Genomic DNA, 26,156 nt, shown 5'->3' on the forward strand with positions numbered 1-26,156 from the left:
TGCCACCGCAGGTCAAGCAATGGCGGGGTGAGCTTCCCCTCCGCCCCTGAAATCGGCTAGGTCGCTTCCGAGGGGATCGGGATCGGGAGCGGCGATGGCGAGCGCGTTTCTGGGAGTGGACGTCGGCACGGGCAGCGCGCGCGCCGGCCTGTTTGCGCCGGACGGCACGCTGCTCGCGAGCGCCCGGCGGCCGATCCGGATCTGGCGGGAGCCCGGCGAGATCGTCGAGCAGTCCTCCCACGACATCTGGCGGGCCGTCGCCGCCGCCGTGCATGAAGCCATGGCGACGGCCGGGCTTGCACCCGGCGCGGTGAGGGGGATCGGCTTCGACGCAACGTGCTCGCTCGTCGTCGTCGATGCCGATGGCGCGCCGCTGCCGGTCGGGCCATCGGGCGATCCGAACCGCAACGTCGTCGTCTGGATGGACCACCGCGCGCTGGACCAGACGGCGCGCATCAACGCCTCGGGCCATCCGGTGCTGCGCTATGTCGGCGGTCGCATGTCGCCGGAGATGCAGGCACCGAAGCTGCTTTGGCTGAAAGAGAAGCTGCCGGACACGTTTGCCCGCGCCGGGCACTTCTTCGACCTCGCCGACTGGCTCTCCTTTCGGGCGACCGGATCGACCACCCGCTCGGTCTGCACGACCACCTGCAAGTGGACCTATCTGGCCCATCAGCGGCGCTGGGATGCGAGCTTCTTCCGCACGGTCGGGCTCGGCGACTTCGTCGCGGAGGATTTTGCGCGGATCGGGCCCGAGGTTCTCGACATCGCGACGCCCCTCGGTGCGGGACTGAGTGAGGCGGCCGCGGCCGAACTCGGCCTCTCGCCCGGCACCCCGGTCGGCGCCTCGTTGATCGACGCCCACGCCGGCGGTGTCGGCACGCTCGGCGGGCGGGACGGATCGGGCCGCGTCGCCGATCCGCTGGCGCAGCTCGCCTTCATCATGGGCACGTCGTCCTGCACGATGTCGCTGACGCACGACGCGGTCTTCGTCGAGGGCGTCTGGGGACCGTACTGCGGCGCGATGATGCCGGGCTACTGGCTGCTCGAGGGCGGCCAGTCGGCCTTCGGTGCCGCGCTGGACCACCTGGTGCAGTCCCATCCGGCCCATGCCGAGGCATCCGAGCGGGCAGCCGCGGCAGGATGCTCGGTGCTCGATCTCCTGGAGCGCCGGGCGATCGCAATGGCCGGCACGGCGGAGGCGGCAGCGCATCTGGCCGTCGGGCTTCACGTCGTGCCGGACTTTCTCGGCAACCGCTCCCCGGCGGCCGATCCCAAGGCGACGGCAGCGATCGCCGGCCTGACGCTCGACACCGGCCTCGACGGCCTCGCACGCCTCTTCGTCGCTGGTCTCTGCGGCCTGTGCTACGGCACCCGCCAGATCGTGGCGGCAAACCGGGCGAAGGGCGTGACCTTCGGTACCATTGTCGCGGCGGGGGGCGCCGCCCGGTCGCCTCTGCTGCGGCGCATCCTCGCCGATGCGACCGGGATCGACGTGGCACTGCCGGCAACGCCGGAGCCGGTGCTCCTCGGCAGCGCGATCGTCGGCGCGGTGGCGGGCGGCGCCTATCCGGATATCAAGGCCGCCGCCGCCGCGATGGGCCGCACGGGTCCGGCGATCAAGCCGCAGGGTGGCGAGGTCGAGGCGTTTCACGCCCGCAAGTTTGCCGTTTTCGAGCGCCTCCAGGCGGCCGAGCGCGAGGCGCGCGAGATCATGGGCGGGTGAGGGAGAACTGCGGACCCTCCGCCCGAGCCTGAAGCCGCTGCGTCAGCTCGTCAGGAATGCCACCAGACGTGCGGCGCCGTCGTCCGGCGATCCGTCGTTGTCGATGCGGCAGAAGCGCTCGGCCGTCGCGGGCACCTCGAGAGCGACCGCGCGGGTGAGGCGCGCTTCGATCTCCTCCGGGCTTTCGCGGCCCCGGGCGGCGATGCGTGCGACGAGCACGGCTTTGGGTGCGCTGATCTCGACCACGGCGAAGCGGGGGAAACGGCTGGCGGCCTCCGCCAGCGCGCGCCGGGAGAGATTGGCGACGACGGTTGCTCCTGCATCCAGTGCGACATCGACCTCGTGCGGGATGCCGTAGGCGAGGCCATGCGCCCGCCAGGAGAGGCAGAAGGCGCCCGCCCGCTCGGCGGCTTCGAAGGCTTCGGGGTCGAGCACGTCGTGATCCTCGACGTCGACGACCGCCTCGCGCGTCACCGTGCGGCGGGCGAAGACGACGTCGTCCCGTCCGGCCAATGCGCGCCCGGCCAGGCGCAGCAGCGTGTCCTTCCCGGCGCCGCTCGGGCCGACGACGGCCACGAAGCAGCCCGTCCGGCCGATCGCGGGCGGTGCGTCAGGCGACACGCCGACCCTCGCGCCAGACCGAGCGCACCACCGGCGGCTCGCCGTCCACCGCATGGACGCGGACGAGATCGGCACGCCGGCCGGTCTCGATCGCGCCGCGGTCGGTCAGGCCCACGGCCTCGGCCGAATTGGTGCTGACGAGCCGGATCGCCTCAGGCAGCGCGACTTCGCCGCTCTCGGCCAGCAGGAACGCCGCCTGCACCATGCTGAAGGGCACGTAGTCCGATGACAGGATGTCGAGGACGCCGCGGCGCAGGAGCTCGATCGCCGAGATGTTGCCCGAGTGGGACCCGCCGCGCACGATGTTCGGCGCGCCCATCAGGACGTGCAGGCCGGCCTGGCGCGAGGCCTCGGCAGCGGCCATCGTCGTCGGGAACTCGGCGACCGAGGTTCCGAGCTCGATCGCTTCGGCGACGTGTTCTGGCGTCGCGTCGTCGTGGCTCGCGACGGCGATGCCGCGCGCCCGGCAGGCCTCGGAAATCTCCTTGCGGCTCATCGGAGCGAAGGCTGCGGAGTCGGCCAGCCGTTTGTTGCTGAAGGCCTCGAACTCGGCGTCGGAAAGCGCCAGCTTCTTCTGGTAGTACGTGCGGTATGCGCCGAGATCGGCAAACTGCCGCTGGCCCGGAGCGTGATCCATCAGCGAGACGAGCTTCAGCCGCGGATTGTCCTCGATCCGGCGAAAGCCGTCGACCACGTCGCCGGCGGAAACTTCGCAGCGCAAGTGGATGAAGTGGTCGGCCCGCAGCCGGTTCTCGTCCACGGCGCGCCCGATCATCCGGCCCATCTCGGCCATGTCGGCGGAGGTGAGCGTGGCGTTTTCATCGGTGCCGACGCGCAAGGCGTCGAAGACGGTGGTGATGCCGGAGCCGGCGATCTGTGCGTCGTGGGCCTGGATGGCCGCCATCTTGTTCCACAGGACCTTCGGGCGCGGAATGTAGTGTCCTTCGATGTGGTCGGTGTGGAGCTCCACCAGGCCGGGGATCAGCGTATCGCCGGCCATGTCCTCGCCGGCTGCCGGACCGTCTCCGATCGCGGCGATGCGCCCCTCGCGCAGCACCAGGTGCCCCTCGATCTCGATATCGGGCAGGACGATGCGGGCATTGGTCAGTACGGTTTCGGTCATTGGGTCTCTGCGGGTTCGAAGGGGTGCAGCGAATGCACGCGGAAGGGCTCGCCCGGCGCCGGCTCGAGGACGAGCGCCAGCTGGTCGATCAGCAAGGCTTGGCCGTCCAGCGCTCCGAACTGCGCGCCGAGCCGGGCACGGACCTCGCTGCGGCGCGCCTCGTCCACCGCTCCGGTCAGGGTCATGTGGAAGCGGAAGTCGTCGAGGACGTGGGGATAGCCGAAGCGCTCGAGGTGGTCGCGCTGTCGTTCGGTCAGCCGCTCCGGTCGGCGGCGCGCGACCTCGGCCTCGGTGAGGGGCGCGCGGAACGGCTCGAAGGCGGTGACGATGGCCGCTTCGAGATCCGAGAGGGCGGCAGGCGGTGCCTTCGGCACGAAGGCGAAGAACGAACCGAGCGCGGCGATTGTGAGTTCGTCGATCGCGAAGGTCTGCCGCGTCGATGCGAAGGCGGCGAGCGCCTCGTCGAGCTGCTCGAGCTGGACGCCGTGGCGAAGGCGGAATGGCGCCTTCATCGTGGCGTGGAAGCCGTAGCGGGCCGGCTCGGCCACCAGCGCGTCGAGCACGGGCTCGGGTGCACGGGTCGGCTCGCCGTCGAAGGCACTCCGGCCGAGCCATTCGGCGGCGGCGCGGGTGAGCGGCGCCCCGGCGGGCGGCGTGAAGTAGATGGCGACGCGCATCAGGTCTCTTACAGGAAGAACTTCCGCAGCTGCTGCGACAGGATGTCGGTGAGGCTGACGGTGACGACGACGACAATGAGGATTGCCGCCGATTCCGGATAGTAGAAGCCGCGGATGGATTCGAACAGCACCTGGCCGATGCCGCCGGCGCCGATGACGCCGAGGATGGTCGCCGAACGGACGTTGGTTTCGAAGCGGTAGAGGAAGTAGGACACCCAGAGCGGCATCACCTGCGGAATGACGCCGAAGATCACCTCCTGCACGCGGGTGGCCCCGGTGGCGCGGATGCCCTCGACGGGCCGCGCGTCGATCGCCTCGACCGCCTCGGAGAAGAGCTTGGCCATGATGCCGGTGTTGTGGACGAAGAGCGCCATCACGCCGGCGAAGGGGCCGAGGCCGACGGCGACGACGAAGAGCACCGCCCAGACCACCTCGTGGATGGCGCGGAAGACGTTCAGCAGCCAGCGGCAGGGATGGACGATCCAGGCGGGCGCCATGTTGTGGGCGGCCAGGATGCCGAGCGGGATCGAGACGATCAGCGACAGGAAGGTGCCCCAGAGCGCGATCTGGAGCGTGACGATCATCTCCTCGACATAGAAGCGCCAGTCGTCGAATTTCGGGTGCAGGAAGCCGCTGGCATACTTCGCCATGTTGCCGGCATCGGTGAAGAGATGCGTCCAGCTCGCCATGTCGGCCGGACCCCAGCTGAGGACGAGCGCCACGGCGAGGCCGAGGAGGATCGCGCCGTTGCCGATCGAGCGCGACCAGTCGCGGCCGGCATTGAGGCTCGGCGCGGCGGCGGGCAGCGACTGGGAGGTCTCGGTCATGGCGGAGCATCCAGCGAGAAACGGGCGGCGAAGGGCAGGGGGCAGTCGGTGCCGGCCGCCGGAGCGGCGACCGGCTCGGACGTCGGTGCGTCCGGATCGGGCGGCGGGCTCAGCTCTGGCCGGCAGCCTTCAGCTTGGCCTCGTACTCGCTCTTCTGCTTCTGCAGCGGCTCGATCTCGGCCTTCTTCTGCTCGTCCGACTTGTTCGGGTCGGCCTGGATGAGCGCGATGCTCTTGGAAGCCTCCATCACGCGGATCGGCAGCAGCTGGTCGTCGCTCGAGGCCTTGAAAGGAGCCCACTGCAGGCCGGCGAGGACGTCCTTCTCGTGCTGCACGTCGCCCTTGGACTGGTCCGTGCCGTAGGTCAGGAAGAAGGTCTTGATCTTCTCCTTGGCCGCATCCGGCAGGTCCTTCGACCAGACGATCGGATCGGACGGGATCAGCGGCGACTTCCACAGGATGCGGATGTTCTTGAAGGCCTCCGGCTGGTTCTTCTCGATCAGCGCGAGGTTCTCGGTGTTGTTCGACGCCGCGTCGACCTGCTCGTTGGCGACCGCCATCGCGTTTGTCTCGTGGTTGGCGTTGGTGACGTTCTTGAAGCACTGCTTCGGGTCGACGCCGTTGGCGCCGAAGACGAACGTCATCGGCACGAGATAGCCGGAGGTCGAGTTCGGGTCGCCGAGGCCGAAGTTCAGCGACTTGTCGCAGGTCAGGAGGTCGTCGATGCTCTGGAGCTTGGAGTCCTTCGGCACCAGGATCAGCGACCAGTAGCCGGGGTTGCCCGAGACGTCGACGGACTGGGCGAAGATCTGGCCGTTGGCGCGGTCGACCGCCTCCATGGCCGACTTGTTGCCGAACCAGGCGACCTGCACCTTGTCGAAGCGCATGCCTTCGATGACGCCCGCATAGTCGGAGGCGTAGAAGGCCTTCACCGTGAGGCCGGTCTCCTTCTCCATGTCGGCCAGGAACGGCTCCCACTTCGGCCTGAGGTTCTGCTGGCTCTCGGTCGAGATGATGCCGAAATTGATCTCCTTCAGGTCCTCGGCGAAGGCCGAGCTGGTCAGGCCGGACGCAAGCGTCAGGGCCGCGATGGTCTTCAGGAACGCGTTCATTCTGGGGTCTTCCCTGTTGGGGTCGTGGGGAGGCGGGTTACGCCGGAACGGGACTGGGTTCGCCCATCCACGGCGCCCTCGACGGGTCGAGCCGGAGCCCGCCGGCCGGACGCTGGTCCGGCAGCACGAGTTCTTCCGAGTCGGCTCCGTAGAGCTCGGTGAGAAAGTCGTTGGTCAGCGCTGCCGAGGGGCCGTCATAGACGATCGATCCGGCGCGCAGCGCGATGGTGCGCGCGCAGTAGCGCCGTGCATATTCGACCTGGTGGAGCGAGACGACGGCGGTGATCCCGTCGCGCCGGTTGATGTCGGCAAGGACGTCCATGACGCGGCGGGCCGAGGCGGGATCGAGCGAGGCGATCGGCTCGTCGGCGAGAAGCAGACGCGACTGCTGGACGAGGCAGCGGGCGATGGCCGCGCGCTGCTGCTGGCCACCGGACAGGGTCGAGGCGCGCTGCCAAGCGACGTCGGGGATGCCGACCCGGGCGAGAGCGGCAAGCGCCTCGAGTTTCTCCTCACGGGTGAAGGCGCCGAGCGTGCCGCGCCAGTCCGGGATGCGGCCGAGATGGCCGACGAGCACATTGGTGATCACCGGGAGGCGCCCGACGAGGTTGAACTGCTGGAAGATGACGCCGATCTCGCGTCGCATCTGCCGCGCGTCTGCGGCGAGACGACCGTTCGCCTGCAACGGCCGGCCGAAGATCTCGATCGCCGAGCCCTCGGCCTCGCCCCGCTCGAGCCCGGCGAGATGGCGGATCAATGTCGACTTGCCCGACCCGGAGGCGCCGATCAGCGCCACCATCTCCCCGGCCGCGATCCTCAGGCTGACGCCCCGGAGCGCCTGCTTGCGGTTGAAGCGTTTGGAGAGATCCTTGACGTCGACGGCCGTCATCGCAGGCCTCCTCAGTTCGTGGATTATCAGGGTTCTAGGAGCATCAGATGTGCGTGCGATGACGTGCGGATGACGCTGCCATGACAATCGCCGCGTCCGACGGATCCGCTAGGACGCGTCGTAGCGGTCGAGGAATGCGCCCGCGTCGAGCGCCCGGAAATCGGCGAGGGCCGAATGCAGTCGCTCGTGCGGCCAGTCCCACCAGGCGAGGGCGTCCATGCGTTCGCCGATCCCGTCGGCGAAGCGTGCGCGGATCAGGCGCGCCGGCACGCCGCCGACGATCGTGTACGGGGCGACATCCCTGGAGACGACCGCACCGGCGCCGATCACCGCGCCGTTGCCCACCGACACGCCCGGCAGCAGCGTCGCGCCATGGCCGATCCACACGTCGTGGCCGATGGTGACGCGGTTCTCGCGCCGCCAGTCGAAGAAGCTCGCCTCGTTGGCTTCACCCTCGAAATAGTCGCCGGCGCGGTAGGTGAAGTGGTGGAGGCTCGCCCGCCAGGTCGGATGGTTGGTGGCGTTGATGCGCACCGCCGCGGCGATGTTGACGAACTTGCCGACCTCGACGCACCAGAGGCTGCAGTCCTGCATCACGTAGGAATAGTCGCCGAGCGTCGTTTCGGAGAGGCGCGAGCGCTCGGCGACTTCCGTGTAGCGGCCGAGCACGGACTGCTCGACCGACGCGGTCGGGTGGATGAGGGGCGTGTCGGACAGCTTCGTGGTCATGCCGCCCGCCGCGCCGAGAAGGCGGAGACGTCGACGATGCGGGTCGCCACCCGCTCGCGCACGACTTCGTCGTGGAAGATGCCGAGGATCGCCGTGCCCTTCGCGAGCTTGTCCTCGATCATGCCGGAGACCACGTCGCGGTTGTAGGCATCGAGCGAAGCCGTCGGCTCGTCGAGAAGGAGCACCGGGTGGTCGGTGATGAAGCCGCGAGCGATGTTCACCCGCTGCTTCTCGCCGCCCGAGAAGGTCGCCGGCGGCAGACCGAACAGCGTCTCCGGCAGGTTCAGCTGGACGAGAAGGCGTCGCGCCTCGTCACGCGCCGCCGCCATCGGCCTGCCGCGCTCGATCAGCGGTGCCGCGACAACGTCGAGTGCCGCGACGCGCGGGATCGCCCGCAGGAACTGACTGACATAGCCGATCGTCGAGCGACGCAACTCGATGATGGCGCGCGGCTCGGCGCTCGCAAGGTCGACCGGCTCGCTCGCGTCCGGGTGGCGGACGAGAATCGCTCCGCCATCGACGGCGTAGTTGCCGTAGACCATGCGCAGGATCGACGACTTGCCGACGCCGGATGGGCCGCCGAGCACGACGCACTCGCCGGAGAGGACGTCGAAGCGGGCGTCGTCGACGACAGGCAGGTGGACGCCGCCGCGCAGGTGCATCGTGAACGACTTGCGAACGCCGCGGACGGAGAGGAGGGGCACGGTCATCTCAGCTCTCCGGGATCGAGGCGACGAGCAGCTGCGTGTAGGCGTGCTGCGGGTCGTCGAGGACGCGATCGGTGAGGCCGGTCTCGATCACCCGGCCGCGCTGCATGACGATCATGCGCTGCGACAGGAGGCGGGCGACGGCGAGGTCGTGCGTGACGATCACCACCGCGAGGCCCATCTCGGCGACGAGGGTCCGGATCAGGTCGAGCAGGCGCGCCTGCACCGAGACGTCGAGGCCGCCGGTCGGCTCGTCCATGAAGACGAGGCGGGGTGCGGTGACGAGGTTGCGGGCGATCTGCAGCCGCTGGCGCATGCCGCCGGAGAAGGCGACGGGCCGGTCGTCAATGCGGTCCGCGGCGATCTCGACCCGGCCGAGCCAGTCGAGTGCGGTGTCGCGGATCTGGCCGTAATGGCGCTCGCCGACCGCCATCAGGCGTTCTCCGACATTGGCGCCGGCCGAGACGCGCATCCTGAGGCCGTCCGCCGCATGCTGGTGGACGAAGCCCCAGTCGGTGCGCATCAGGAGCCGCCGTTCGGCCTCGCCGAGACTCGCGAGGTCGCGCATCGCACCGTCGCGCATGCGGTAGGACACGCTGCCGCTCGTCGGCTCGAGGCGCGTCGCCATGCAGTTGAGGAGCGTTGTCTTGCCCGAGCCGGACTCACCGACGATGGCCAGCACCTCGCCCGGCCAGACGTCGAGGGAAACGGCCTTGCAGCCGATGCGGTCGCCGTAGCGCTTGGTCAGGTCGCGGACGGAGAGGAGAGGGGAGGTCATGGGCGGGCCCTCCGCAGGCTCGGCCGGGTCGGGCAAAACACCGATGCGAGGTGCTGGCGAGACGTTTCGAGCCGGCCTAGCGTGGCTGGATGTCGAAGAGGCGCATCTTCGAGCTCGACACGGCATTCGTCTACGCCGATCGCTGATACGCCTATGGTGAGACCCGGATGGCCGACCCTGGGCTCGTCGGTGGCTGCGAGGATGCCGCGTGCCCCGGTCACGTCCATCGCTGCGCCATTGCAGCCCGGCTGGCCGATCAGTGCGAGAATGGTCGGCATGTTCGCCTTCCCATCGCTGCGGAAGGAGAGTTTGCTCACGAGGCGTCTCCCTCGCTCGCCGCCGGCCCGTTCGGGCTATCGGCCTTGCCGGAGCCATCCTGCGGGCCCGTGAACCCGGCCGCGCGCCGCTCCTCGCAATGGTCGGTATCCGAACACACGAAGATCCGGCCGCCCCGGTCGTCGGTCACCACCTCGTCGAGGTAGACGCCTTTCGCGCTGCAGAGCGCGCAGGGTTGCTCGAAGTGCTGCACCGCGAAGGGATGATCTTCGAAGTCGAGGCTGACGACGTCGGTGTAGGGCGGCAGCGCGTAGATGCGCTTCTCTCGCCCGGCGCCGAAGAGCTGCAGCGCCGGCGAGCGGTGCATCTTCGGATTGTCGAATTTCGGGATCGGCGAGGGGTCCATCACGTAGCGCCCCTCGACCTTCACCGGATAGGCGTAGGTGGTGGCGATGTGGCCGTGCCGGGCGATGTCCTCGTAGAGCTTGACGTGCATCAGCCCGTATTCCTCGAGCGCATGCATCACCCGCGTCTCGGTCTCGCGCGGTTCGAGGTAGCGCAGCGGCTCGGGGATCGGCACCTGGAAGACGATGGTCTGGGCTTCGGCGAGCGGCGTCTCCGGCATCCGGTGGCGGGTCTGGATGATCGTCGCCTCGCGGGTGCGCGTCGTCACCGCGACCTTCGCGGTCTTCTCGAAGAAGGCGCGGATCGAGACGGCGTTGGTGGTGTCGTCGGCGCCCTGGTCGATGACCTTGAGGATGTCGTGCGGCCCGATGATCGCGGCGGTGACCTGCACACCGCCGGTGCCCCAGCCGTAGGGCATCGGCATCTCGCGGCTGGCAAAGGGCACCTGGTAGCCGGGGATCGCGATCGCCTTCAGGATCGCGCGGCGGATCATGCGCTTGGTCTGCTCGTCGAGATAGGCGAAGTTGTAGGTGGGAAGGGCGCTCATTCTGCGGCCTCGCGGTCGTCGCCGGACGCGCTCTCGTCGCTCGCCGCGGCCTGCGTCGCCTGCGCCCGGCGCATCCGGCGCACGAGGTCGAGTTCGGCTTGGAAGTCGACGTAGTGCGGCAGCTTCAGGTGCTCGACGAAGCCGGTCGCCTGGACGTTGTCGGAGTGGGCGAGGACAAACTCCTCGTCCTGCGCCGGGGCGTTGCGCTCCTCGCCGAACTCGTCGGCCCTGAGCGCCCGGTCGACGAGGCTCATCGCCATCGCCTTGCGCTCGGACTGGCCGAAGACGAGACCGTAGCCCCGGGTGAACTGCGGCGGCTCCTTCGCCGAGCCCTTGAACTGGGCGACCATCTGGCATTCGGTCAGACGCACGCGGCCGATGGTGACGGGGAAGCCCACCTCCGGCATCTCGACCTCGACGTCGACGAGGCCGATGCGGATCTCGCCCACGAAGGGATGGGTGCGCGCAAAGCCGCGCTGGGTCGAATAGCCGAGCGCCAGCAGGAAGCCTTCGTCGCCGCGCGCCAGCGCCTGCAGGCGCAGGTCGCGACCCGCCGGAAACTCCAGCGGCTCGCGCGTCAGGTCGCCCGGTTCCCGGTCGTCCGGTTGGTCCGGTTCGATCAGCCCGTCCTGGCCGAGGATGTCAGTCACGCGCGGGCAGCCCGCGTCGGTTCGCGCGCGCCGCAGCGGCGGCTCGACCGGCACGTCGCCCGTCATCGACGGATCGATCAGCCGGTGCGTGTAGTCGAAGGTCGGACCGAGCAGCTGGCCACCGGGCAGGTCCTTGTAGGTGGCCGAGACGCGCCGCTCGATCCGCATCCGCCCGGTGTCCACCGGCACGGCATTGCCGAAGCGGGGCAGGGTGGTACGGTAGGCGCGGATCAGGAAGATCGCCTCGATCAGGTCGCCGCGGGCCTGGCGCACGGCCATGGCCGCGAGCTCCGGGTCGTAGAGCGAGCCTTCGGCCATCGCCCGGTCGACGGCGAGCGCCAGCTGCCCGGCGATCTGCTCCAGCGTCAGCGCCGGCACCGATGCGTCGCCGCGCCGGCGGTCGGCGAGCAGGCGATGGGCGTTCGCGATGGCAGCCTCGCCACCCTTGACGGCCACGTACATCGTCAGCCCTCCATCACGCGGGTGGTGCGGGGCAGGGCCATCGCCCGGTCCTCGCAGACGAGGAGAAGATCGACGCCGCGGGGAAAGCGCCGGGCATTTTCGTGCCACTGCGCGGCGAAGTCCGCGGGCAGTCCGGCGACCTCGACCCGCGTCTCGGCCTCGATGCCGGGGCCGGCGAGCCGCAGCGGCAGGCCGCCGTCGAGCGCGTCGACGGTCAGAAGGATGGTGGTCGAGCGGTCGGGGTAGGCGTCGATCCCCTGCGCGAACTGCCCGAGGGCGGGCAGCGCAGCTGGGTCGCAGCACAAGGCAAACCGCGCCGCGTCCGGCACGTCCACGACCCCTGCGCCGGTGTGGAAGGCGAGCCAGTCCGCCATGCCCGCCTGCCGCGCTGCCGCATCCAGCCAGACCGGCGTGTCGTAGTCGGCGAGCGTCGCGAGGGCCGCGCCGGCGGCTGGCGAAACCGGCCGTGGCGGGCGGGCAAGGCCGCCGAGTTCGGCGATCGTGCCGGGACGGGCGAAGGCGTTCATGATCCGCACGAAGGCGGCCTGTGCGTCGAAGACCGGATCGGCGAACCCGCCGTCCAGAAGAGCGGCGTCCTGCATCGGGGCAGCGACCATCAGTCGTCCTCCCCCCGCAGCATGGTGAAGAAATCGACCCGCGTCGCTTCGGTCTCCTCGGCCGACAGACGATCGGCTTCGGCCAGGGCAACGAGTGTCGGCGCGATCACTTCCGTCTCGATCCGCCCGCGCCAGTCGGCGCGCTGCCAGCCGGCATCGAACAGCGCCGCGAGCCGGGCGTGCTCGGCGTCTCGGCCGAGCACCATCGCGTGGCCGACCTCGCCGGACGCCAGCCGCACCGAAGCGCGCGCGACGCTCGCCTCCCCGAGGTTGAACGGTGCACCGCCGCCGCCGATCCGTCCCCGCAGCATGATGAGCCCAGCCTCGGGACCCCGCAGTGCGCTGGCTTCCAAACGCCCGGCGATCCGCTGCCAGGCGGCAAGCAGAGCCTGTGTATCGGCGGCAGCGAAGGCCTCCATGGCGCGGCGGCGAGCGGCGTTCGGTGCTGTCTCGGTCGAACTCGACATCGGCGTCTCCTTGTTGTCTAGTTGATTAGACAACTCGATCTACCAATGCTATCTACACCCTTGCGCATGACAGCGGAATGACGCTGCGGCGCATTCGGGAGGGAAATCTTGAGCCAGGCATCCGACGGGGTCGCCGTCTGGCGGCGAGTGGCGGACCAGCTGCGCGACCTCGCTGCGACGGGCGTGGAGAAGCTGCCCGTCGAGAGCGAGCTGGCGGCCCGCTTCGGGGTCAATCGCCACACCGTGCGCCGTGCCATCGCCGCGCTCGCGGCCGAAGGGCTGGTACGGTCGGAGCGCGGCCGCGGGACCTTCGTCGAGCCGATGCCGGCGCGGCTCGTCTATCCCGTCGGCGCGCGCACGCGCTTCACCGAGAACATCTCGCGCGAGCACCGCCAGCCCTCCGGCCGGCTGATCCAGTCCACCCGCGAACTCGCGGACGCGGCGCGCGGCGCGGCGCTCGGCCTGCGCCCCGGCGCCCCGCTGCAGCGCCTCGACGTGATGGGCGTCGCGGACGGCGTGCCGCTCTCGCTGTCGAGCAACTGGTTCTCGCAGGAGCGCTTTCCGACCATCGTGGCCGCCTATGCCGAAACCGGCTCCATCACAAAGGCGCTGCGGCTCTGCGGCGTCACCGACTATCGCCGGCACCACACCAAGCTTCGAGCGGATCGGGTGGCGCCGCAGGATGCCCGCCACCTCGCATGCGCCACCGACGCGATCGTGATGATCGCCGAAACGGTCAACTATGATCTCGACGAACGCCCCATTCAGGCCTCGCAGACGCGCTTTCTCGCCGAACGGGTGGAACTGTCCTTCGAGGCGTGAGACGCGTCATCTGCCTGCAATGCTCCGCGGCTAAGCGCTGCCGCTGATTTGAGGAGAACGATATGACCCTGGCAGCCTTCACGCGCGACGGGCGGTTTCTGCGCGGCAATATCCATACGCATTCGACCCGTTCGGACGGCGCCCTTTCGCCGGACGAGGTGGCGCAGACCTACGCGGAGGCCGGGTACGACTTTCTCTGCCTGTCCGACCACTTCCTGCCGGCCTACGGCTTCCCGATCGTCGACACGACGCCCTACCGCACCAACCGCTTCACCACGATCATGGGCGCCGAGGTGCATGCGCCGGCGAACAGTCACGGCGAGGCCTGGCACATCCTGGCGGCCGGCCTGCCGCTCGATTTCGAGCCGACGGGCGAGGGCGAGAGCGGCGTCGAGCTCGCACGGCGCTGCGCCGAGGCCGGCGCCTTCGTCGGCATCGCGCATCCGCAGTGGTCGGGCCTGACGATCGAGGACGGACGCGCGCTCGCCGCGATCGCCCACGCCGTCGAGATCTACAACTACACCTGCGACATCGAGTGCGCCCGCCCGGACGGCACCTATCTGCTCGATCAGCTCCTCAACGAGGGCCATCGGCTCAACGCCTATGCGGCCGACGACGCGCACTTCAGATGGGCCGACGCCTGCGGCGGCTGGATGATGGTCAAAGCCGGGGCGAACGAGCCGGAGGCGATCCTCGCCGCGATGCGCGAGGGCGCGTTCTACTCCAGCACCGGACCGCTCATCCATTCGATCGCGGTCGATGGCGACGACGTCGAGGTCGAGTGCTCCCCGGCGGCAAGCGTCGCCATCCTCGGCCGCGGCACGCGGGCCGAGACGGTGCAGGCGCGCCAGACGAGCCGCGCGCGGCTGCCGCTCGAGCGCTTTGCCGGCGACTGGTTCCGCGTCGTGGTGCGCGATGCCGCCGGCAAGCACGCCTGGTCGAACCCGGTCTGGCTGGACTGAAGCCTGCGACGCTCGAGTACCGGCTGCCGGGGCTCCCCTAAGGTCCCGGGCCGCCTCGCGATCCCTGCAGGCGGCGAGGGCATTCGGTATTTCGCCGATGGGCAACGGCGGCCGAATGGGTTCCCGGAGGTCCGACGGCTCAGCCGGTGATCTCGCTCCCGCGATAGCCTTGCATGAACAGCAGCGCCGTCAGGTCGGCGTGATCGATGCGGTGCGGCGCGGCGGCGGCGACCGCCGGCTTGGCGTGCAGCGCGACGCCGGTGCCGGCCGCCTCGATCATCGCGAGGTCGTTGGCGCCGTCGCCGACCACGATCGCGTCGGCCGGCGTCAAGCCGCGCAGTTCGGCGATCTCGAGAAGTGCGGCGAGCTTCGCCTCGCGGCCGAGGATCGGCTCCTCCACCTCACCGGTGAGGGTGCCCGCCGCGATCCGCAGCCGGTTGGCCCGGTTCTCGTCGAAGCCGAGCATCGCCGCGATGCGGGTCGTGAACACGGTGAAGCCGCCGGAGATCAGCGCCGTATGCGCGCGGTTCGCCCGCATCGTTGCGACCAGCTCACGGCCGCCCGGCGCCAGCGTGATGCGGCCCTTGATGACCGCGTCGACGACGCCTTCGGACAGGCCCTTCAACAGCGCCACCCGCTCCCGGAGCGCGGGCTCGAAGGCGATTTCGCCGTTCATCGCCCGAGCGGTGATCGCCGCGACGCGGTCCTTGATCCCCACCTCGGCGGCCAACTCGTCGATGCACTCCTGCTCAATCATGGTGGAATCCATGTCGGCAAGGAGAATCCGCTTGCGCCGCGTCGCCACCTCTTGCACCACGCAGTCGATCGCGACCTCGCCGCAGCGCGCGCGCAGCTCGGCCAGCACCGCCGCGTCCGGCGCTGCCTCGAGGTGCAGATCGCAGGCGACCGCCGGCTCCAGCCAGTCCACCGCACCGCCGACGAGCCGAGCGGCCATGGCGGCAAGGTCATCGGCAAGGTCGGCGCGGGCACGGGCGGAGACGAGGGTGACGACGGGCATGGAGCGATTGCGGTGAGCGAGAGGTGGAGCGCGATCCTCCTAGCCGGGCCCACCGCGAGCGGCAAGTCGCGCCTCGCGCTCGAGCTGGCGCAGCGCTTCGCCGGCACGGTGATCAATGCCGATTCCATGCAGGTCTATGACGGGCTGTCGATCCTGACCGCGCGGCCGGATGAGGCGGATCTGTCGGCCGCGCCACACCGCCTCTATGGCCATGTCGACCCCGCGTCGGTGTATTCCGCCGGGGCCTGGCTGCGCGATCTGGAGCCGGTGGTCGCCGAGGTCCGCGCCGCGGGCCGTCTGCCGATCCTGTGCGGCGGTACCGGGCTCTATTTCCGCGCGGTCGCCGGCGGGCTCGACCCGATGCCCGTGGTCCCGGACGAGGTCCGGGCGCGCTGGCGGGCGCGGCACGAGGTGGAGGGGAGCGCAGCGCTCCACGCGGTCCTTGCGAACCGCGATGCGCAAGCGGCGACCCGCATCGGGCCGAGCGACGCACAGCGCATCCTGCGCGCGCTCGAACTCATCGAGGCCACCGGCGAGCCGCTTTCGCGCGTTCAGACCGGCGCCGGCACGCCGCTCATCGACGGCGAACGGGCGCTCAAGCTCGTGCTGGCGCCCGACCGGGCGGTGCTGCGTCGGCGTATCGCCGAGCGCTTCGCCGCGATGGTGGCGGCTGGCGCACTGGAAGAGGTCGCCGAATTTCGCAAGCGGCCGGGCGCGACGACCGGCGGCGCGAGCCGGGCGATCGGCCTCGCTGAGCTCGGCGCTCATCTCGACGGCCAAATCGGACTTCGGGATGCGCTCGAACGTTCGATCACCCGCACCCGGCAATATGCCAAGCGCCAGGAGACCTGGTTCCGGCACCAGCTCGACGCCTCGTGGCGGCGGCTGGGCGACGCGTGGGAGCTTGCGACCGCCGAGCTGCTGCGGTCGCCCTAGGTTCCTCGCCGTCCCGCCCATCGCGTTTTGACGTTGACGCGATGGTCCTCCTGCGCTTAACCTCTCCGGCATGAGCGGAATCATTCTCCTCGTAAGAAGGCGCACACGCGTGGCGGTCGACTGACCGCCCGGCTATAGCCACGTGTGCGCGATCCAAAGGCCCCCGAGAGGGCCTTTTTTATTGCTCAAATTCCTGCGACAGCGTGCCGAGGCCGCCGAGCAGCCCCCTCAGACCAGAAGACGGACGAGACGCAATGACCGACAGCCAACGGCAGATGACCGGCGCCGAAATGGTCGTGCAGGCCCTCAAGGATCATGGTGTCGAACACCTGTTCGGCTATCCCGGCGGCGCCGTGCTGCCGATCTACGACGCGCTGTTCCAGCAGGAGGACGTCCGGCACATCCTGGTCCGGCACGAGCAGGGCGCTGGCCACGCGGCCGAGGGCTATGCCCGGTCGACCGGCAAGCCCGGCGTCATGCTGGTGACCTCCGGCCCCGGTGCCACCAACGCTGTGACGCCGCTGCAGGACGCGCTGATGGACTCGATTCCGCTGGTCTGCATCACCGGCCAAGTGCCGACGACGCTGATCGGCTCGGACGCGTTCCAGGAGTGCGACACGGTGGGCATCACCCGGCCCTGCACCAAGCACAACTGGCTGGTGAAGTCGGTCGCCGACCTGCCGCGCATCCTGCACGAGGCCTTCTATGTCGCGACCTCCGGCCGCCCGGGCCCGGTCGTGGTCGACATCCCGAAGGACGTGCAGTTCGCGACCGGCACCTATACGCCGCCGGCACCGACCGACGCGCACAAGACCTACCAGCCGAAGCGCAGCCCGGAGATCGAGCGCATTCGCGCCGCGATCGAGCTGATGGCCGCCGCGAAGCGCCCGATCCTCTACACCGGCGGCGGCGTGATCAATTCGGGCCCGCAGGCGAGCCAGCTGCTGCGCGAGCTCGTCAGCCTGACCGGCTTCCCGATCACCTCGACCCTCATGGGTCTCGGCGCCTACCCGGCGTCCGGGGACAACTGGCTCGGCATGCTCGGCATGCACGGCACCTACGAAGCCAACATGGCGATGCACGACTGCGACCTGATGGTCTGCATCGGCGCACGCTTCGACGACCGTATCACCGGCCGGCTCGATGCCTTCTCGCCGGGATCGCGCAAGATCCACATCGACATCGATCCGTCCTCGATCAACAAGACGGTGCATGTCGATCTGCCAATCATCGGCGACGTCGGCGCCGTTCTGGCCGACATCGTCGGCGCGTGGCGCCAGATGGCGGGCGATGCCAAGCCGGCGCGGCTCGCCGACTGGTGGCGCCAGATCGCGCTCTGGCGCGGGCGCAACTGCCTGAACTACAAGCCGAATGCCGACGTCATCATGCCGCAATACGCGGTCCAGCGGCTCTACGAGCTGACCCGCGACCGCGAGACCTACATCACCACCGAGGTCGGCCAGCACCAGATGTGGGCCGCGCAGTTCTACGGCTTCGAAGAGCCCAACCGCTGGATGACGTCGGGCGGGCTCGGCACCATGGGCTACGGCCTGCCGGCCGCGCTCGGGGTGCAGATCGCCCATCCGGACGCGCTTGTCGTCGATATCGCCGGTGATGCCTCGGTGCTGATGACGATGCAGGAGATGTCGGCGGCGGTGCAGCACGACGCGCCGATCAAGATCTTCATCCTCAACAACCAGTACATGGGGATGGTGCGCCAGTGGCAGCAGCTGCTGCACGGCAACCGCCTGTCGAACTCCTACACCGAGGCGCTGCCGGACTTCGTCAAGCTGGCCGAGGCCTATGGCTGCGTCGGCCTGCGCTGCCAGAAGCCGGGCGACCTCGACGACGCCATCCAGGAGATGATCGACGTGCGCCGGCCGGTGCTCTTCGACTGCCGCGTCGCCAATCTCGCCAACTGCTTCCCGATGATCCCGTCGGGCAAGGCGCACAACGAGATCCTGTTGCCGGACGAGGCGACGGACGAAGCCGTCGCCACCGCCATCGACGCCAAGGGCAGGGCGCTTGTCTGACGCATCGCGGCTTGCGATCGGGTCGCCGGCATTCGGCCGGCGCCCGAAGGTTCGGCCCCGGTCAGCGGTCGAAGCGCACGTCCCGGCCGTCCGACCGGATCTCGAGCTCGAAGCGCTGCTGCCGGTCGTCGGTGCCGCAGAACACGTAGTAGCCGCGATAGTTGTCGCGGATCGACAGCGTCACCCGCTCGACGTCGAAGCCCGCGAGGAGCGCGTCGGCGATCCGGGTAACGCGCTGCGGCACGGCGTCGGCTGCGATCTCGCGGTCGATCTGCACGATCCGGCCATCGCGCTCGACGTCGACGCGCACCGCGTCGCCCTCATCGGTCGCTCCGGCGAGACCGTAGACCTCGGTCTCGCCTTCACCGGACACGGCGACGGAGGCAAAGCGTGCCTCGGGCACGGCGAGCCGGGCCGCGGTGAGGGCCGCGACCGGCACCGGCACCATGTCGGACCCGGCGTTGGCCGCCGTCTCGCCCTCGATCCGTTCACCGCTCTTCGGCGCGCCGGTGACGCGCGCGGCACCCTCCGGCGCGGCCGCCTCGGCCGCGACGGGCGCCTTGTCGCCGGCGTCGGGCTCGGTCGCCGGCTGCTCCGGCGTTCCAGTCGAGGGGACCGCCTCGGTGGTCTCTGGAGCACCACTCTCGGCGCCGTTCTCTGGGGCAGCGGTCTGCAACTGCTCGGCGACGGTGGCACCGGCTGCTGCGGGCGTCGGCTCGCCGGCGGCCGAAGGGCTCGCGCTCGCCTCGCCTTCAGCCGGCGTGCTCCCCGTAGCAGGCTCGGCCGCAACCTGCGGGGGTTCGCCCTGCTCCGTCGTAGCGCTGAGCGTTTCGGCGACGGCTCCGGGCGCGGGCTCCGCCGGCGCTGTCGCAGCGGCGGCCTCGGTGGGCGGCAAGGGCGCAGTCCCCGCTACCTCGGCGCTTTCGGCCGGCGGAGCCGGTTCAGCGCTCGTGCCGGCATGGCCCTGATCGGTTGGAGCCGTGGCATCGACTCCCGGTGCAACCGGGCTCGCCGCTTCGGCTGCGGGCGTGGCGGGCTTCGTCGTGCCTGGGGTGCCGTCGGCACCTGCCGCGGTCTGCATCTGCTCGGCGACGGTCGCGCCGTCGTCCGTTCCGCTCTCGCCCGTCGCAGGCGCCTCGGCCACGGCCGCGCCGGCCTCCGGCGTCGTGCCGAGCGCGGGCTCGGCGGGCACCTGCGCGGCCTCGCCCGGCGCGTCGCTGCCGGCTGCCTCGTTGCCCGCGTCCGGGCGGGGCGCGGCGATCTCGGCCGTGGTCGAGTCGGCGCCGAGCGGCACGGCCGTCAGCTCGCCCTCGATGCAGGCGAGGCGGTAGTCGCCCTCCTGGCCCTGCACCTGGATCACCAGGTCGAAGCCGGCCTCACTGGTCGCCGGCGTGCAGCGCGCGGCCTGCGCACCGGCTGTTCCGGCCGCCACGCCGGCGAGCGCGAGGCCCGACATCATCAACAGTCGCGTACCCGTCATGATCGTCATCCCTTTGCTGTTGCGGGGTCCGCGCGACATCATCCCCTGTCGCCGCGAAGTTTGGCAGTCGATGATGGGAGGCATATGACGATGCCGCCCATTCGCTGACTCTCGATCGACACTCAACCTCTTCATGCCCACGCGATGAGCGCCCGGAAGGACGACCCGATGAACCAGCCCCTGCAGCCGCCCGCCTCGGCCTACTTCATCACCGAGGAGAAGGAGCCGAGCGAAACGCGGACGCTCGCCGTCCTCGTCGACAACGAGCCGGGCGTGCTCGCCCGCGTCATCGGGCTGTTCTCCGGCCGCGGCTACAACATCGAGAGCCTGACGGTGTCGGAGACCGAGCACGAGAAGCATCTGTCGCGCATCACGATCGTGACCAGCGGCGCCCCGCACATCTTCGGCCAGATCAAGAGCCAGCTGGAGCGCATCGTGCCGGTGCACCGGGTCGTCGACCTGACGCTGACGGCGCGCGCGCACGGCCAGGACGGCGCAATCGAGCGGGAGCTCGCCATCGTCAAGGTCGCGGGCAAGGGCGAGCAGCGGCTCGAGGCCCTGCGCCTCGCCGATGCCTTCAAGGCCGAGGTGGTGGACGCGACGACCGAGCACTTCATCTTCCAGATCACCGGCCGCGTCTCCAAGATCGACCAGTTCATCGCCATCGTCGCGCCGCTCGGGCTGGTCGAGATCTGCCGCACCGGCGTGGCCGCGCTCACCCGCGGCAAGGACGGCATGTAGCCGCCTCTCCGTCGCCGATCGCCCGTCGGCCGTTGCACCGGCCGCGGGCTCCCAGCCTGTCCTCGACCCGCCGCCGTCCGGCGGCCGGACGACCTCCTCACCGCCGGAGCTTCTCTCCCGTGACCGCCGACACCTCTCTCGCCGCTCTCGGCTTCGCCCTCGTCGCGTCGCTGACGCCGGGGCCGAACAACGTCATGCTGCTGGCCTCCGGCGTCAATTTCGGCTTCCGCCGGACGATTCCGCACATGCTCGGCATCGCCATCGGCTTCTCGGTTCTGCTCGTCGCCGTGGGGGCCGGCCTCGGGGCCTTGCTGGCCGCCTTTCCCGCGCTGCATCTCGCGCTCAAGGTCGCCGGCGGCGCCTACCTCCTCTACCTCGCCTGGAAGATCGGCACGGCACGGACGCTCTCGACCGCCGGCCCGAACGGCGAGCGGCCGATGACGCTGCTGCAGGCGGCGGCCTTCCAGTGGGTCAATCCGAAGGCCTGGGTCTTCGCCATCACCATCGTGGCGCTCTACGCCGACCCGCTGCAGCCGGTCGCCTCGATTGCCGTCGTCGTCGCCGTCTGCCTGATCGCAAGCGCCACCTCCGTCTCCACCTGGGCAGGCTTCGGGCTGATGCTGCGGCAGTTTCTGTCCGATCCGGTCCGGCTGAAGTGGTTCAACATCGCGATGGGGGTCCTTCTGGCGCTGACGCTGATTCCGCTGCTGCTGTGACGGTGGCGGAACGCCTCCCCCGATAGCCGCGGGATCGACTGGAGGCCCGAAGGCGTCCCGCGATCCGATGTCGCGCCCCGCCGACCGCGCGCGGGTGTCACGTTACCGCGCGACCGCGTAGCGCAGATGCACCAGGCCATGCGGCCGAGTCGCGGTGGAGAGAAGGCTCAGTTCGGCCTTGCCCGCCAGCCGCTCGCCGGCGTCGAAGACGCCCTCCACTCCGTCGGCGCCATCGATGGCGGGCGCGATCAGGAGACTGATCTCGTCGACGAGACCTGCAGCCATCAGCCGGCCGTTGGTGGCCCCGCCGCCCTCGAGCAGCAGCGTTCGGATGCCGAAATCTCGCTCCAACACTTCGAGCAACGGGTCGATCGACATCGCTTCGTCCTCCGCGAGGATGTACGAGACGCCAGCGGCAACGAGCCCGGCGAGGTGGCTGTCGGGCACGTCGCGGCCGAGAAGGACGACAACGTGGTCGCCGCCGATGTCGGGCTTGTCGAACTGCAGCTTGCCCGAGCGGTCGATCGTCACGGCATAGCTGCCGGCATCGCGCCGGGCGATGTGCCGCGGTCGCGGCGGCTGCGTGCCGGCGCCCGGCGGGTTGGCCTTGGCCTTGGTCATCTCTGCCATGGTCACCCGGCCCACCAGCCAGGCATCGGCGCCGAATTCTTCGTGGATCGCCTCGTAAACCTCCGACCACGCCTTGCTCGCGCCGTCCGGGCTGGAGGTCCAGCGGCTCGGGTGGATGCGCCCGTCGAGCGAGACGATCATGTGGCAGATGACGTGCGGCTTCATGAGGACCTCCGGTCGATGCGGCCTGAGCCGTCCGGTCGTTCGGCGAGCGCCAGGTGGTGCGGGATGGGTGACGACGGGAGGCTTCGTCGGGTGCGGCGCCGCAGTTGCCTCGAGCCTTGGCCGGATCGTCAGCCGACCTCACCGCCGTAGTCGGCGTCGCTGACCTTCTCCATCCAGGTGACGGCAGAGCCGTCCTTCATTTCGGCGATGGCGACATGCGACATCGCGCAGTCCGGCGATGCGCCGTGCCAGTGCTTCTCGCCTGGCGCGAACCAGACGACGTCGCCGGGCCGGATCTCCTGCACCGGGCCGCCCTCGCTCTGCACCCGGCCGAGGCCGGAGACGACGAGCAGCGTCTGACCGAGCGGGTGGGTGTGCCAGGCAGTGCGCGCGCCCGGCTCGAAGGTGACCGTGGTGCCGCTCAGCGCGCCACTGCCGCTGAACGGCGAGTCGAGGCGCACCGTCCCCGTGAACCAGTCGGCCGGCCCCGGCTTGGAAGCCGCAAAGCCGCTGCGCTTGATGTCCATGATGGATCTCCGTCGATCGTCTTCGGCATGCCGCATTGGCGACTTGCGACAGCATCTAGCAACGGAGCGCGCGCTGGTAAGGCGCTCGACTCATCCGGTCGGATGCCGCCTTTGCCTTCGCTGCCGCCACCTGCCATTCATGCTCCCATGAAGAATCGCAATGCAGGCCCGGCCCGGTGAAGCTCTCCCCGCAGCAGGACGAGGCGCTGAAGGCCGTCGCGCAGTGGCTCGAGGCGCCGGACAAGCCGATCTTCCGGCTGTTCGGCTATGCCGGCACGGGCAAGACGACGCTCGCTCGTCACTTCGCCGAGGGGATCGACGGCGCCGTGCAGTTCGCCGCGTTCACCGGCAAGGCGGCACAGGTGCTGCGCTCGAAGGGCGCCAAGAGCGCCCGCACGCTGCATTCGCTGATCTACCGGCCGCGCGGCGAGGAGACGGTCGAGGACGAGACGGCCGGCACCTCCCGTGTCTCGCCGACCTTCTCGCTCAACCGCCAGAGCCCGGTCGCCAAGGCCAAGCTCATCGTCGTCGACGAGTGCTCGATGGTCGACGAGGCGCTCGGGCGCGACCTCCTGTCCTTCGGCACGCCGGTGCTGGTGCTCGGCGATCCCGGGCAGCTGCCGCCGGTCTCCGGCGGCGGCTTCTTCACCGAGGCCGAGCCGGACTTTCTCCTGACCGAGATCCATCGTCAGGCGCGCGACAACCCGATCATCGATCTCGCGCTCCAGGTGCGCGAGGGCAAGGAGATCATGTATGGCGACTACGGCACCGGCGCCCGCGTGATCTCCAAGCGCGACGTCGACCGCGACGCGGTCATGGCGGCCGACCAGGTGCTGGTCGGCACCAACCGCACGCGCCGGCGCTACAACGCGCGGCTGCGCGAGCTGAAGGGCTTCCAGGGGCCGCTGCCGCTGCCCGGCGACAAGCTGGTGTGCCTGCGCAACGACCCCGCCAAGGGCCTCCTCAACGGTTCGCTCTGGCAGGTGATGACCGCTTCGCCCGAGACGACCAAGCCCGGCACGAACCTCATCGTGAAGCCCGACGACGACGACATCGACAAGGGCGCGGCCAAGATCAAGCTCCTGAAGGCCGCCTTCGAGGATCCGGACGCGGACATCCCCTGGGCGACGAAGAAGCGCTTCGACGACTTCGACTACGGCTATGCGCTGACCGTGCACAAGGCGCAGGGCTCGCAGTGGAACGACGTGATGCTGTTCGACGAGAGCTTCGCCTTCCGCGACACCCGCGAGCGCTGGCTCTACACCGCGATCACCCGCGCCGCCGAGCGGCTGACGATCGTGAAGTGATGCCGGCGCGGCGGGAGATCCGTGCGCGCCGGCATGCTGCGGCTGGGACCGCTCAGCAGCCCTGCGCCGACAGGTAGGCCCGCCGGTTCTCGACCCGATCGAGCTTGATCGAGCAGCTGCCGTCGATCTTGGCGGTGTCTCCGGCGACGAGCTCACGCCGTCCGCTGCCGACGACGAAGAGGGTCGCGCCATTGTCGTGGGTGGCCGAGACGAAGACCTTCTGCGAGCCGAAGCTGCGGGTCTGGCCCGTCTGCAGGCCATCGCCGCCCGACGCGTCGACCGCGGCCGCGCCCTTGTCAGGGGTCTGACCGCCATCGCCCGGCGCCGGCTGCGCGGCTGCTGCCTGACCCGCCGCGGTGGCGCCGGTGTCTCCTCCTGCGCGCGGATCGCTCTGCTGGGCTGCCGGCTGTGTGGACGAGGGCTGGTCCGCCGGCTGCGCCTGATCTGCGCCCGTATTGCCGTGCTGGCCCCCGTCGCATCCGGCGCCTGTGAGCTCGGCTGCGCCGGTCTCGATCGCCGTCAGCGTCACCCTGCAGCCGTTGCCGGCATCGATCGCCGAACCGACGGCGACACGCTGCCGGCTGCCGCCGCTCGGCACCAGCCAAGCGCCGTTTGCGTCGAGGCCCGAGACGAAGACGCGGGTCGATCCCAAGGCGGCCACGCTGCCCGTCGCTGCGCTCGCCTGTGTCCCGGTCCCGGGACTGGCGCTCTGGCCGGTGGCTGCCGGCTGCCCGCTCGCCGGCTCGGGAGATGATGCGCGCCCGGCCGTACCGGCGGACGGCGAGGCGGGCGACTGCGATCCGGAGCCAAGCGAGGCAAGCCTCTGGTCGACCGTGTCGAGCCGCTGGCCGAGCTGTTTCACCGCCTCGCCCAGCGCCGTCAGCTGCTGGGTCACCGGCTGCAGTGCCTGCTGCTGCTGTTCCGCCGAAGCCTCTAGTGCGTCGCCGCGTTTGCCGAGATTCTGCGCCAGCTGGTCGAGCTTTCCGTTGAGGGCCGCAAGCCCCTCGGAGGGGTCGGGCAGGGTGCCGACATGGTCGGCCAGCGACTTGGTCTGATCGCCGATCGCGGTCACCTGCGACTTGAGATCGGCGAGCGGCGCCTCCAGCCCTCCGACCCGGGTGCCGACCGCGTCGATGCGCTGCGACAGGCTGGCTTCGACGTCCGCGACGTCCGGTCCGAGCATCCAGCCGATGAGGAAGCCGACGAAGCCGGCGATCAGAAACGGAATGAACCGCGTTGCAGTCATGGTGCCTCTCTCCCGTGCGGGCCGGTTGGCCCGGCCTTCGCCGCAAGAGTGCGTCAGGAGCCGGAGGCGCGGCAAGCGATCTTTCGGCAGCAGCGGCACACGGCACGGCCATGGCCTCGCGGGCGCTGGCGGGAGCGCGCGCGGCGCGCTATCTCCGCCGCACCCGTTCCCAGGATGCACCGCATGCCGACCGAGCTGTCCGTCAACCTCAACGCCGTCGCCATGCTGCGCAACCGTCGCGACCTGCCATGGCCGAGCGTCACCGGCATGGGCCGCATCGCGCTCGAAGCCGGTGCCCACGGCCTGACGGTGCATCCGCGGCCCGACCAGCGCCACATCCGCTTCTCCGATCTCGCGGATCTGCGCCAGCTGATCGATGCCGAATTTCCTGACGCCGAGTTCAACATCGAAGGCTACCCGTCGGCCGAGTTCCTGGCCTTGATCGAACCGATCCGGCCGGAACAGGTGACCCTCGTCCCGGACGATCCGCGCCAGGCGACCTCCGACCACGGCTGGAACTTCGCCGAGCAGGGCGAGCAGCTGAAGCCGATCGTCGAGCGGCTGAAGGGGAGAGGGGCGCGCGTCTCGCTCTTTGCCGACGCGGATGCCGCGCAGATGCCGGCGGCCGCCGCGACGGGCGCCGACCGCATCGAGCTCTACACCGGCCCCTATGGCGGCACCTTCGATGATCCCGAGGCCGCGGCGCGTGAGGTGCAGCGGCTGGGTCTTGCCGCCGATGCGGCTGTAGCCGAGGGGCTCGGCGTCAATGCCGGGCACGATCTGACGGTTGCCAATCTGCCGGCCCTGGTGCGCCGCATTCCCGATCTCGCCGAGGTGTCGATCGGCCATGGGCTGATCGCCGATGCCTTGGAGCATGGCATGGCCGGAACCGTGCGGCGCTTTCTCGAGGCCTGCGGACACGCCGGCTGAGACCTCCCGTGTCCGTCCGGCGGTTCCACGC

General features: G+C 70.0%; 28 protein-coding genes. 9 read left to right on the forward strand and 19 right to left on the reverse strand.

The genetic code is table 11. The features are described 5' to 3' along the window. Nucleotides 1–94 precede the first annotated feature (94 nt). Complete coding sequence (locus NPA30_RS03405; protein WP_256800945.1) at nucleotides 95–1,726, forward strand: FGGY-family carbohydrate kinase; 1,632 nt, start codon at nucleotides 95–97, stop codon at nucleotides 1,724–1,726. Between the two features lie 42 nt (nucleotides 1,727–1,768). Here NPA30_RS03405 and phnN read toward each other — a convergent pair whose 3' ends face one another. From phnN to phnG, 14 genes are all read right to left on the reverse strand, one after another. Further along, complete coding sequence (phnN, locus tag NPA30_RS03410; RefSeq protein ID WP_256800946.1) at nucleotides 1,769–2,347, reverse strand: phosphonate metabolism protein/1,5-bisphosphokinase (PRPP-forming) PhnN; 579 nt, start codon at nucleotides 2,345–2,347, stop codon at nucleotides 1,769–1,771. After that, nucleotides 2,337–3,470 carry an alpha-D-ribose 1-methylphosphonate 5-triphosphate diphosphatase gene (locus tag NPA30_RS03415; protein ID WP_256800947.1) on the reverse strand — a complete coding sequence of 378 codons (1,134 nt, stop codon included), beginning with the start codon at nucleotides 3,468–3,470 and terminating at the stop codon, nucleotides 2,337–2,339. The genes phnN and NPA30_RS03415 overlap by 11 nt, the downstream gene beginning before the upstream one ends. Beyond that, nucleotides 3,467–4,147 (reverse strand): DUF1045 domain-containing protein, encoded by a 681-nt coding sequence (locus NPA30_RS03420; protein ID WP_256800949.1) that lies wholly within the window; start codon nucleotides 4,145–4,147, stop codon nucleotides 3,467–3,469. Before NPA30_RS03420 ends, NPA30_RS03415 begins: the two co-directional genes overlap by 4 nt. Before the next feature lie 8 nt (nucleotides 4,148–4,155). Continuing rightward, the gene (gene phnE / locus NPA30_RS03425) at nucleotides 4,156–4,974 is read right to left on the reverse strand and encodes a phosphonate ABC transporter, permease protein PhnE (protein WP_256800951.1); all 819 of its coding nucleotides are present in this window, start codon (nucleotides 4,972–4,974) and stop codon (nucleotides 4,156–4,158) included. Between the two features lie 109 nt (nucleotides 4,975–5,083). Beyond that, nucleotides 5,084–6,085: a phosphonate ABC transporter substrate-binding protein gene (gene phnD / locus NPA30_RS03430; protein WP_256800952.1), complete on the reverse strand. Its 1,002-nt coding sequence runs from the start codon at nucleotides 6,083–6,085 to the stop codon at nucleotides 5,084–5,086. Between the two features lie 37 nt (nucleotides 6,086–6,122). Beyond that, the gene (gene phnC, locus NPA30_RS03435; RefSeq protein WP_256800953.1) at nucleotides 6,123–6,974 is read right to left on the reverse strand and encodes a phosphonate ABC transporter ATP-binding protein; all 852 of its coding nucleotides are present in this window, start codon (nucleotides 6,972–6,974) and stop codon (nucleotides 6,123–6,125) included. 108 nt (nucleotides 6,975–7,082) lie between these two features. Then, nucleotides 7,083–7,703 carry a DapH/DapD/GlmU-related protein gene (locus tag NPA30_RS03440; protein WP_256800954.1) on the reverse strand — a complete coding sequence of 207 codons (621 nt, stop codon included), beginning with the start codon at nucleotides 7,701–7,703 and terminating at the stop codon, nucleotides 7,083–7,085. Then, a complete protein-coding gene (gene phnL / locus NPA30_RS03445) occupies nucleotides 7,700–8,413 on the reverse strand; it encodes a phosphonate C-P lyase system protein PhnL (protein ID WP_256800956.1) in 714 nt (237 codons plus the stop codon). The genes NPA30_RS03440 and phnL overlap by 4 nt, the downstream gene beginning before the upstream one ends. Nucleotide 8,414: 1 nt before the next feature. Beyond that, nucleotides 8,415–9,188 carry a phosphonate C-P lyase system protein PhnK gene (gene phnK, locus NPA30_RS03450; protein ID WP_256800958.1) on the reverse strand — a complete coding sequence of 258 codons (774 nt, stop codon included), beginning with the start codon at nucleotides 9,186–9,188 and terminating at the stop codon, nucleotides 8,415–8,417. Continuing rightward, nucleotides 9,185–9,505, reverse strand: coding sequence for a hypothetical protein (locus tag NPA30_RS03455; protein ID WP_256800959.1), 321 nt, complete (start codon nucleotides 9,503–9,505; stop codon nucleotides 9,185–9,187). Before NPA30_RS03455 ends, phnK begins: the two co-directional genes overlap by 4 nt. Beyond that, a complete protein-coding gene (locus NPA30_RS03460; RefSeq protein WP_256800960.1) occupies nucleotides 9,502–10,416 on the reverse strand; it encodes an alpha-D-ribose 1-methylphosphonate 5-phosphate C-P-lyase PhnJ in 915 nt (304 codons plus the stop codon). Before NPA30_RS03460 ends, NPA30_RS03455 begins: the two co-directional genes overlap by 4 nt. Then, entirely contained in the window at nucleotides 10,413–11,528 is a 1,116-nt protein-coding gene (locus NPA30_RS03465) for a carbon-phosphorus lyase complex subunit PhnI (protein WP_256800961.1), read from the reverse strand. The genes NPA30_RS03460 and NPA30_RS03465 overlap by 4 nt, the downstream gene beginning before the upstream one ends. A 2-nt stretch (nucleotides 11,529–11,530) precedes the next feature. Then, complete coding sequence (gene phnH / locus NPA30_RS03470; protein WP_256800962.1) at nucleotides 11,531–12,145, reverse strand: phosphonate C-P lyase system protein PhnH; 615 nt, start codon at nucleotides 12,143–12,145, stop codon at nucleotides 11,531–11,533. Next, nucleotides 12,145–12,612, reverse strand: a complete 468-nt coding sequence (phnG, locus tag NPA30_RS03475) for a phosphonate C-P lyase system protein PhnG (RefSeq protein ID WP_256800963.1) — start codon at nucleotides 12,610–12,612, stop codon at nucleotides 12,145–12,147. Before phnG ends, phnH begins: the two co-directional genes overlap by 1 nt. 108 nt (nucleotides 12,613–12,720) lie before the next feature. Between phnG and phnF the strand changes: the two genes are divergently transcribed. Continuing rightward, nucleotides 12,721–13,434 carry a phosphonate metabolism transcriptional regulator PhnF gene (phnF, locus tag NPA30_RS03480; protein ID WP_256800964.1) on the forward strand — a complete coding sequence of 238 codons (714 nt, stop codon included), beginning with the start codon at nucleotides 12,721–12,723 and terminating at the stop codon, nucleotides 13,432–13,434. 62 nt (nucleotides 13,435–13,496) lie between these two features. After that, nucleotides 13,497–14,396: a CehA/McbA family metallohydrolase gene (locus tag NPA30_RS03485; protein WP_256800965.1), complete on the forward strand. Its 900-nt coding sequence runs from the start codon at nucleotides 13,497–13,499 to the stop codon at nucleotides 14,394–14,396. Between the two features lie 139 nt (nucleotides 14,397–14,535). Here NPA30_RS03485 and serB read toward each other — a convergent pair whose 3' ends face one another. Beyond that, complete coding sequence (gene serB, locus NPA30_RS03490) at nucleotides 14,536–15,414, reverse strand: phosphoserine phosphatase SerB (protein WP_256800966.1); 879 nt, start codon at nucleotides 15,412–15,414, stop codon at nucleotides 14,536–14,538. Between the two features lie 12 nt (nucleotides 15,415–15,426). Here serB and miaA point away from each other — a divergent pair, with 12 nt between their 5' ends. Both miaA and NPA30_RS03500 read left to right on the forward strand, forming a co-directional pair. After that, nucleotides 15,427–16,350, forward strand: coding sequence for a tRNA (adenosine(37)-N6)-dimethylallyltransferase MiaA (miaA, locus tag NPA30_RS03495; protein ID WP_256800967.1), 924 nt, complete (start codon nucleotides 15,427–15,429; stop codon nucleotides 16,348–16,350). A 254-nt stretch (nucleotides 16,351–16,604) separates the two neighbouring features. Beyond that, complete coding sequence (locus NPA30_RS03500) at nucleotides 16,605–18,383, forward strand: acetolactate synthase 3 large subunit (RefSeq protein ID WP_256800969.1); 1,779 nt, start codon at nucleotides 16,605–16,607, stop codon at nucleotides 18,381–18,383. Between the two features lie 61 nt (nucleotides 18,384–18,444). Here NPA30_RS03500 and NPA30_RS03505 read toward each other — a convergent pair whose 3' ends face one another. Then, nucleotides 18,445–19,863, reverse strand: coding sequence for a hypothetical protein (locus NPA30_RS03505; protein WP_256800970.1), 1,419 nt, complete (start codon nucleotides 19,861–19,863; stop codon nucleotides 18,445–18,447). 168 nt (nucleotides 19,864–20,031) lie between these two features. Between NPA30_RS03505 and ilvN the strand changes: the two genes are divergently transcribed. Together ilvN and NPA30_RS03515 are read left to right on the forward strand one after the other, a co-directional pair. Beyond that, nucleotides 20,032–20,604: an acetolactate synthase small subunit gene (gene ilvN, locus NPA30_RS03510; protein ID WP_256800971.1), complete on the forward strand. Its 573-nt coding sequence runs from the start codon at nucleotides 20,032–20,034 to the stop codon at nucleotides 20,602–20,604. 119 nt (nucleotides 20,605–20,723) lie between these two features. Continuing rightward, the gene (locus NPA30_RS03515) at nucleotides 20,724–21,320 is read left to right on the forward strand and encodes a LysE family translocator (RefSeq protein ID WP_256800972.1); all 597 of its coding nucleotides are present in this window, start codon (nucleotides 20,724–20,726) and stop codon (nucleotides 21,318–21,320) included. Nucleotides 21,321–21,422: 102 nt separating this feature from the next. On the opposite strand, the gene NPA30_RS03520 is transcribed toward NPA30_RS03515, so the two are convergent. Both NPA30_RS03520 and NPA30_RS03525 read right to left on the reverse strand, forming a co-directional pair. After that, on the reverse strand, nucleotides 21,423–22,115 hold the full coding sequence (locus NPA30_RS03520) for a RibD family protein (RefSeq protein ID WP_256800973.1): 693 nt from the start codon (nucleotides 22,113–22,115) through the stop codon (nucleotides 21,423–21,425). Nucleotides 22,116–22,243: 128 nt separating this feature from the next. Further along, nucleotides 22,244–22,642: a (R)-mandelonitrile lyase gene (locus NPA30_RS03525; protein ID WP_256800974.1), complete on the reverse strand. Its 399-nt coding sequence runs from the start codon at nucleotides 22,640–22,642 to the stop codon at nucleotides 22,244–22,246. A 176-nt stretch (nucleotides 22,643–22,818) separates the two neighbouring features. Here NPA30_RS03525 and NPA30_RS03530 point away from each other — a divergent pair, with 176 nt between their 5' ends. Further along, a complete protein-coding gene (locus NPA30_RS03530; protein ID WP_256800975.1) occupies nucleotides 22,819–23,949 on the forward strand; it encodes an ATP-dependent DNA helicase in 1,131 nt (376 codons plus the stop codon). A 52-nt stretch (nucleotides 23,950–24,001) separates the two neighbouring features. Here NPA30_RS03530 and NPA30_RS03535 read toward each other — a convergent pair whose 3' ends face one another. After that, nucleotides 24,002–25,195 carry a hypothetical protein gene (locus NPA30_RS03535; protein ID WP_256800976.1) on the reverse strand — a complete coding sequence of 398 codons (1,194 nt, stop codon included), beginning with the start codon at nucleotides 25,193–25,195 and terminating at the stop codon, nucleotides 24,002–24,004. Nucleotides 25,196–25,378: 183 nt separating this feature from the next. On the opposite strand from NPA30_RS03535, the gene NPA30_RS03540 reads away from it, so the two are divergent. Next, a complete protein-coding gene (locus NPA30_RS03540; RefSeq protein WP_256800977.1) occupies nucleotides 25,379–26,125 on the forward strand; it encodes a pyridoxine 5'-phosphate synthase in 747 nt (248 codons plus the stop codon). The last annotated feature ends 31 nt before the right edge of the window (nucleotides 26,126–26,156 follow it).

This window comes from Mangrovibrevibacter kandeliae, assembly GCF_024519155.1.
Classification (GTDB): domain Bacteria; phylum Pseudomonadota; class Alphaproteobacteria; order Rhizobiales; family Rhizobiaceae; genus Mangrovibrevibacter; species Mangrovibrevibacter kandeliae.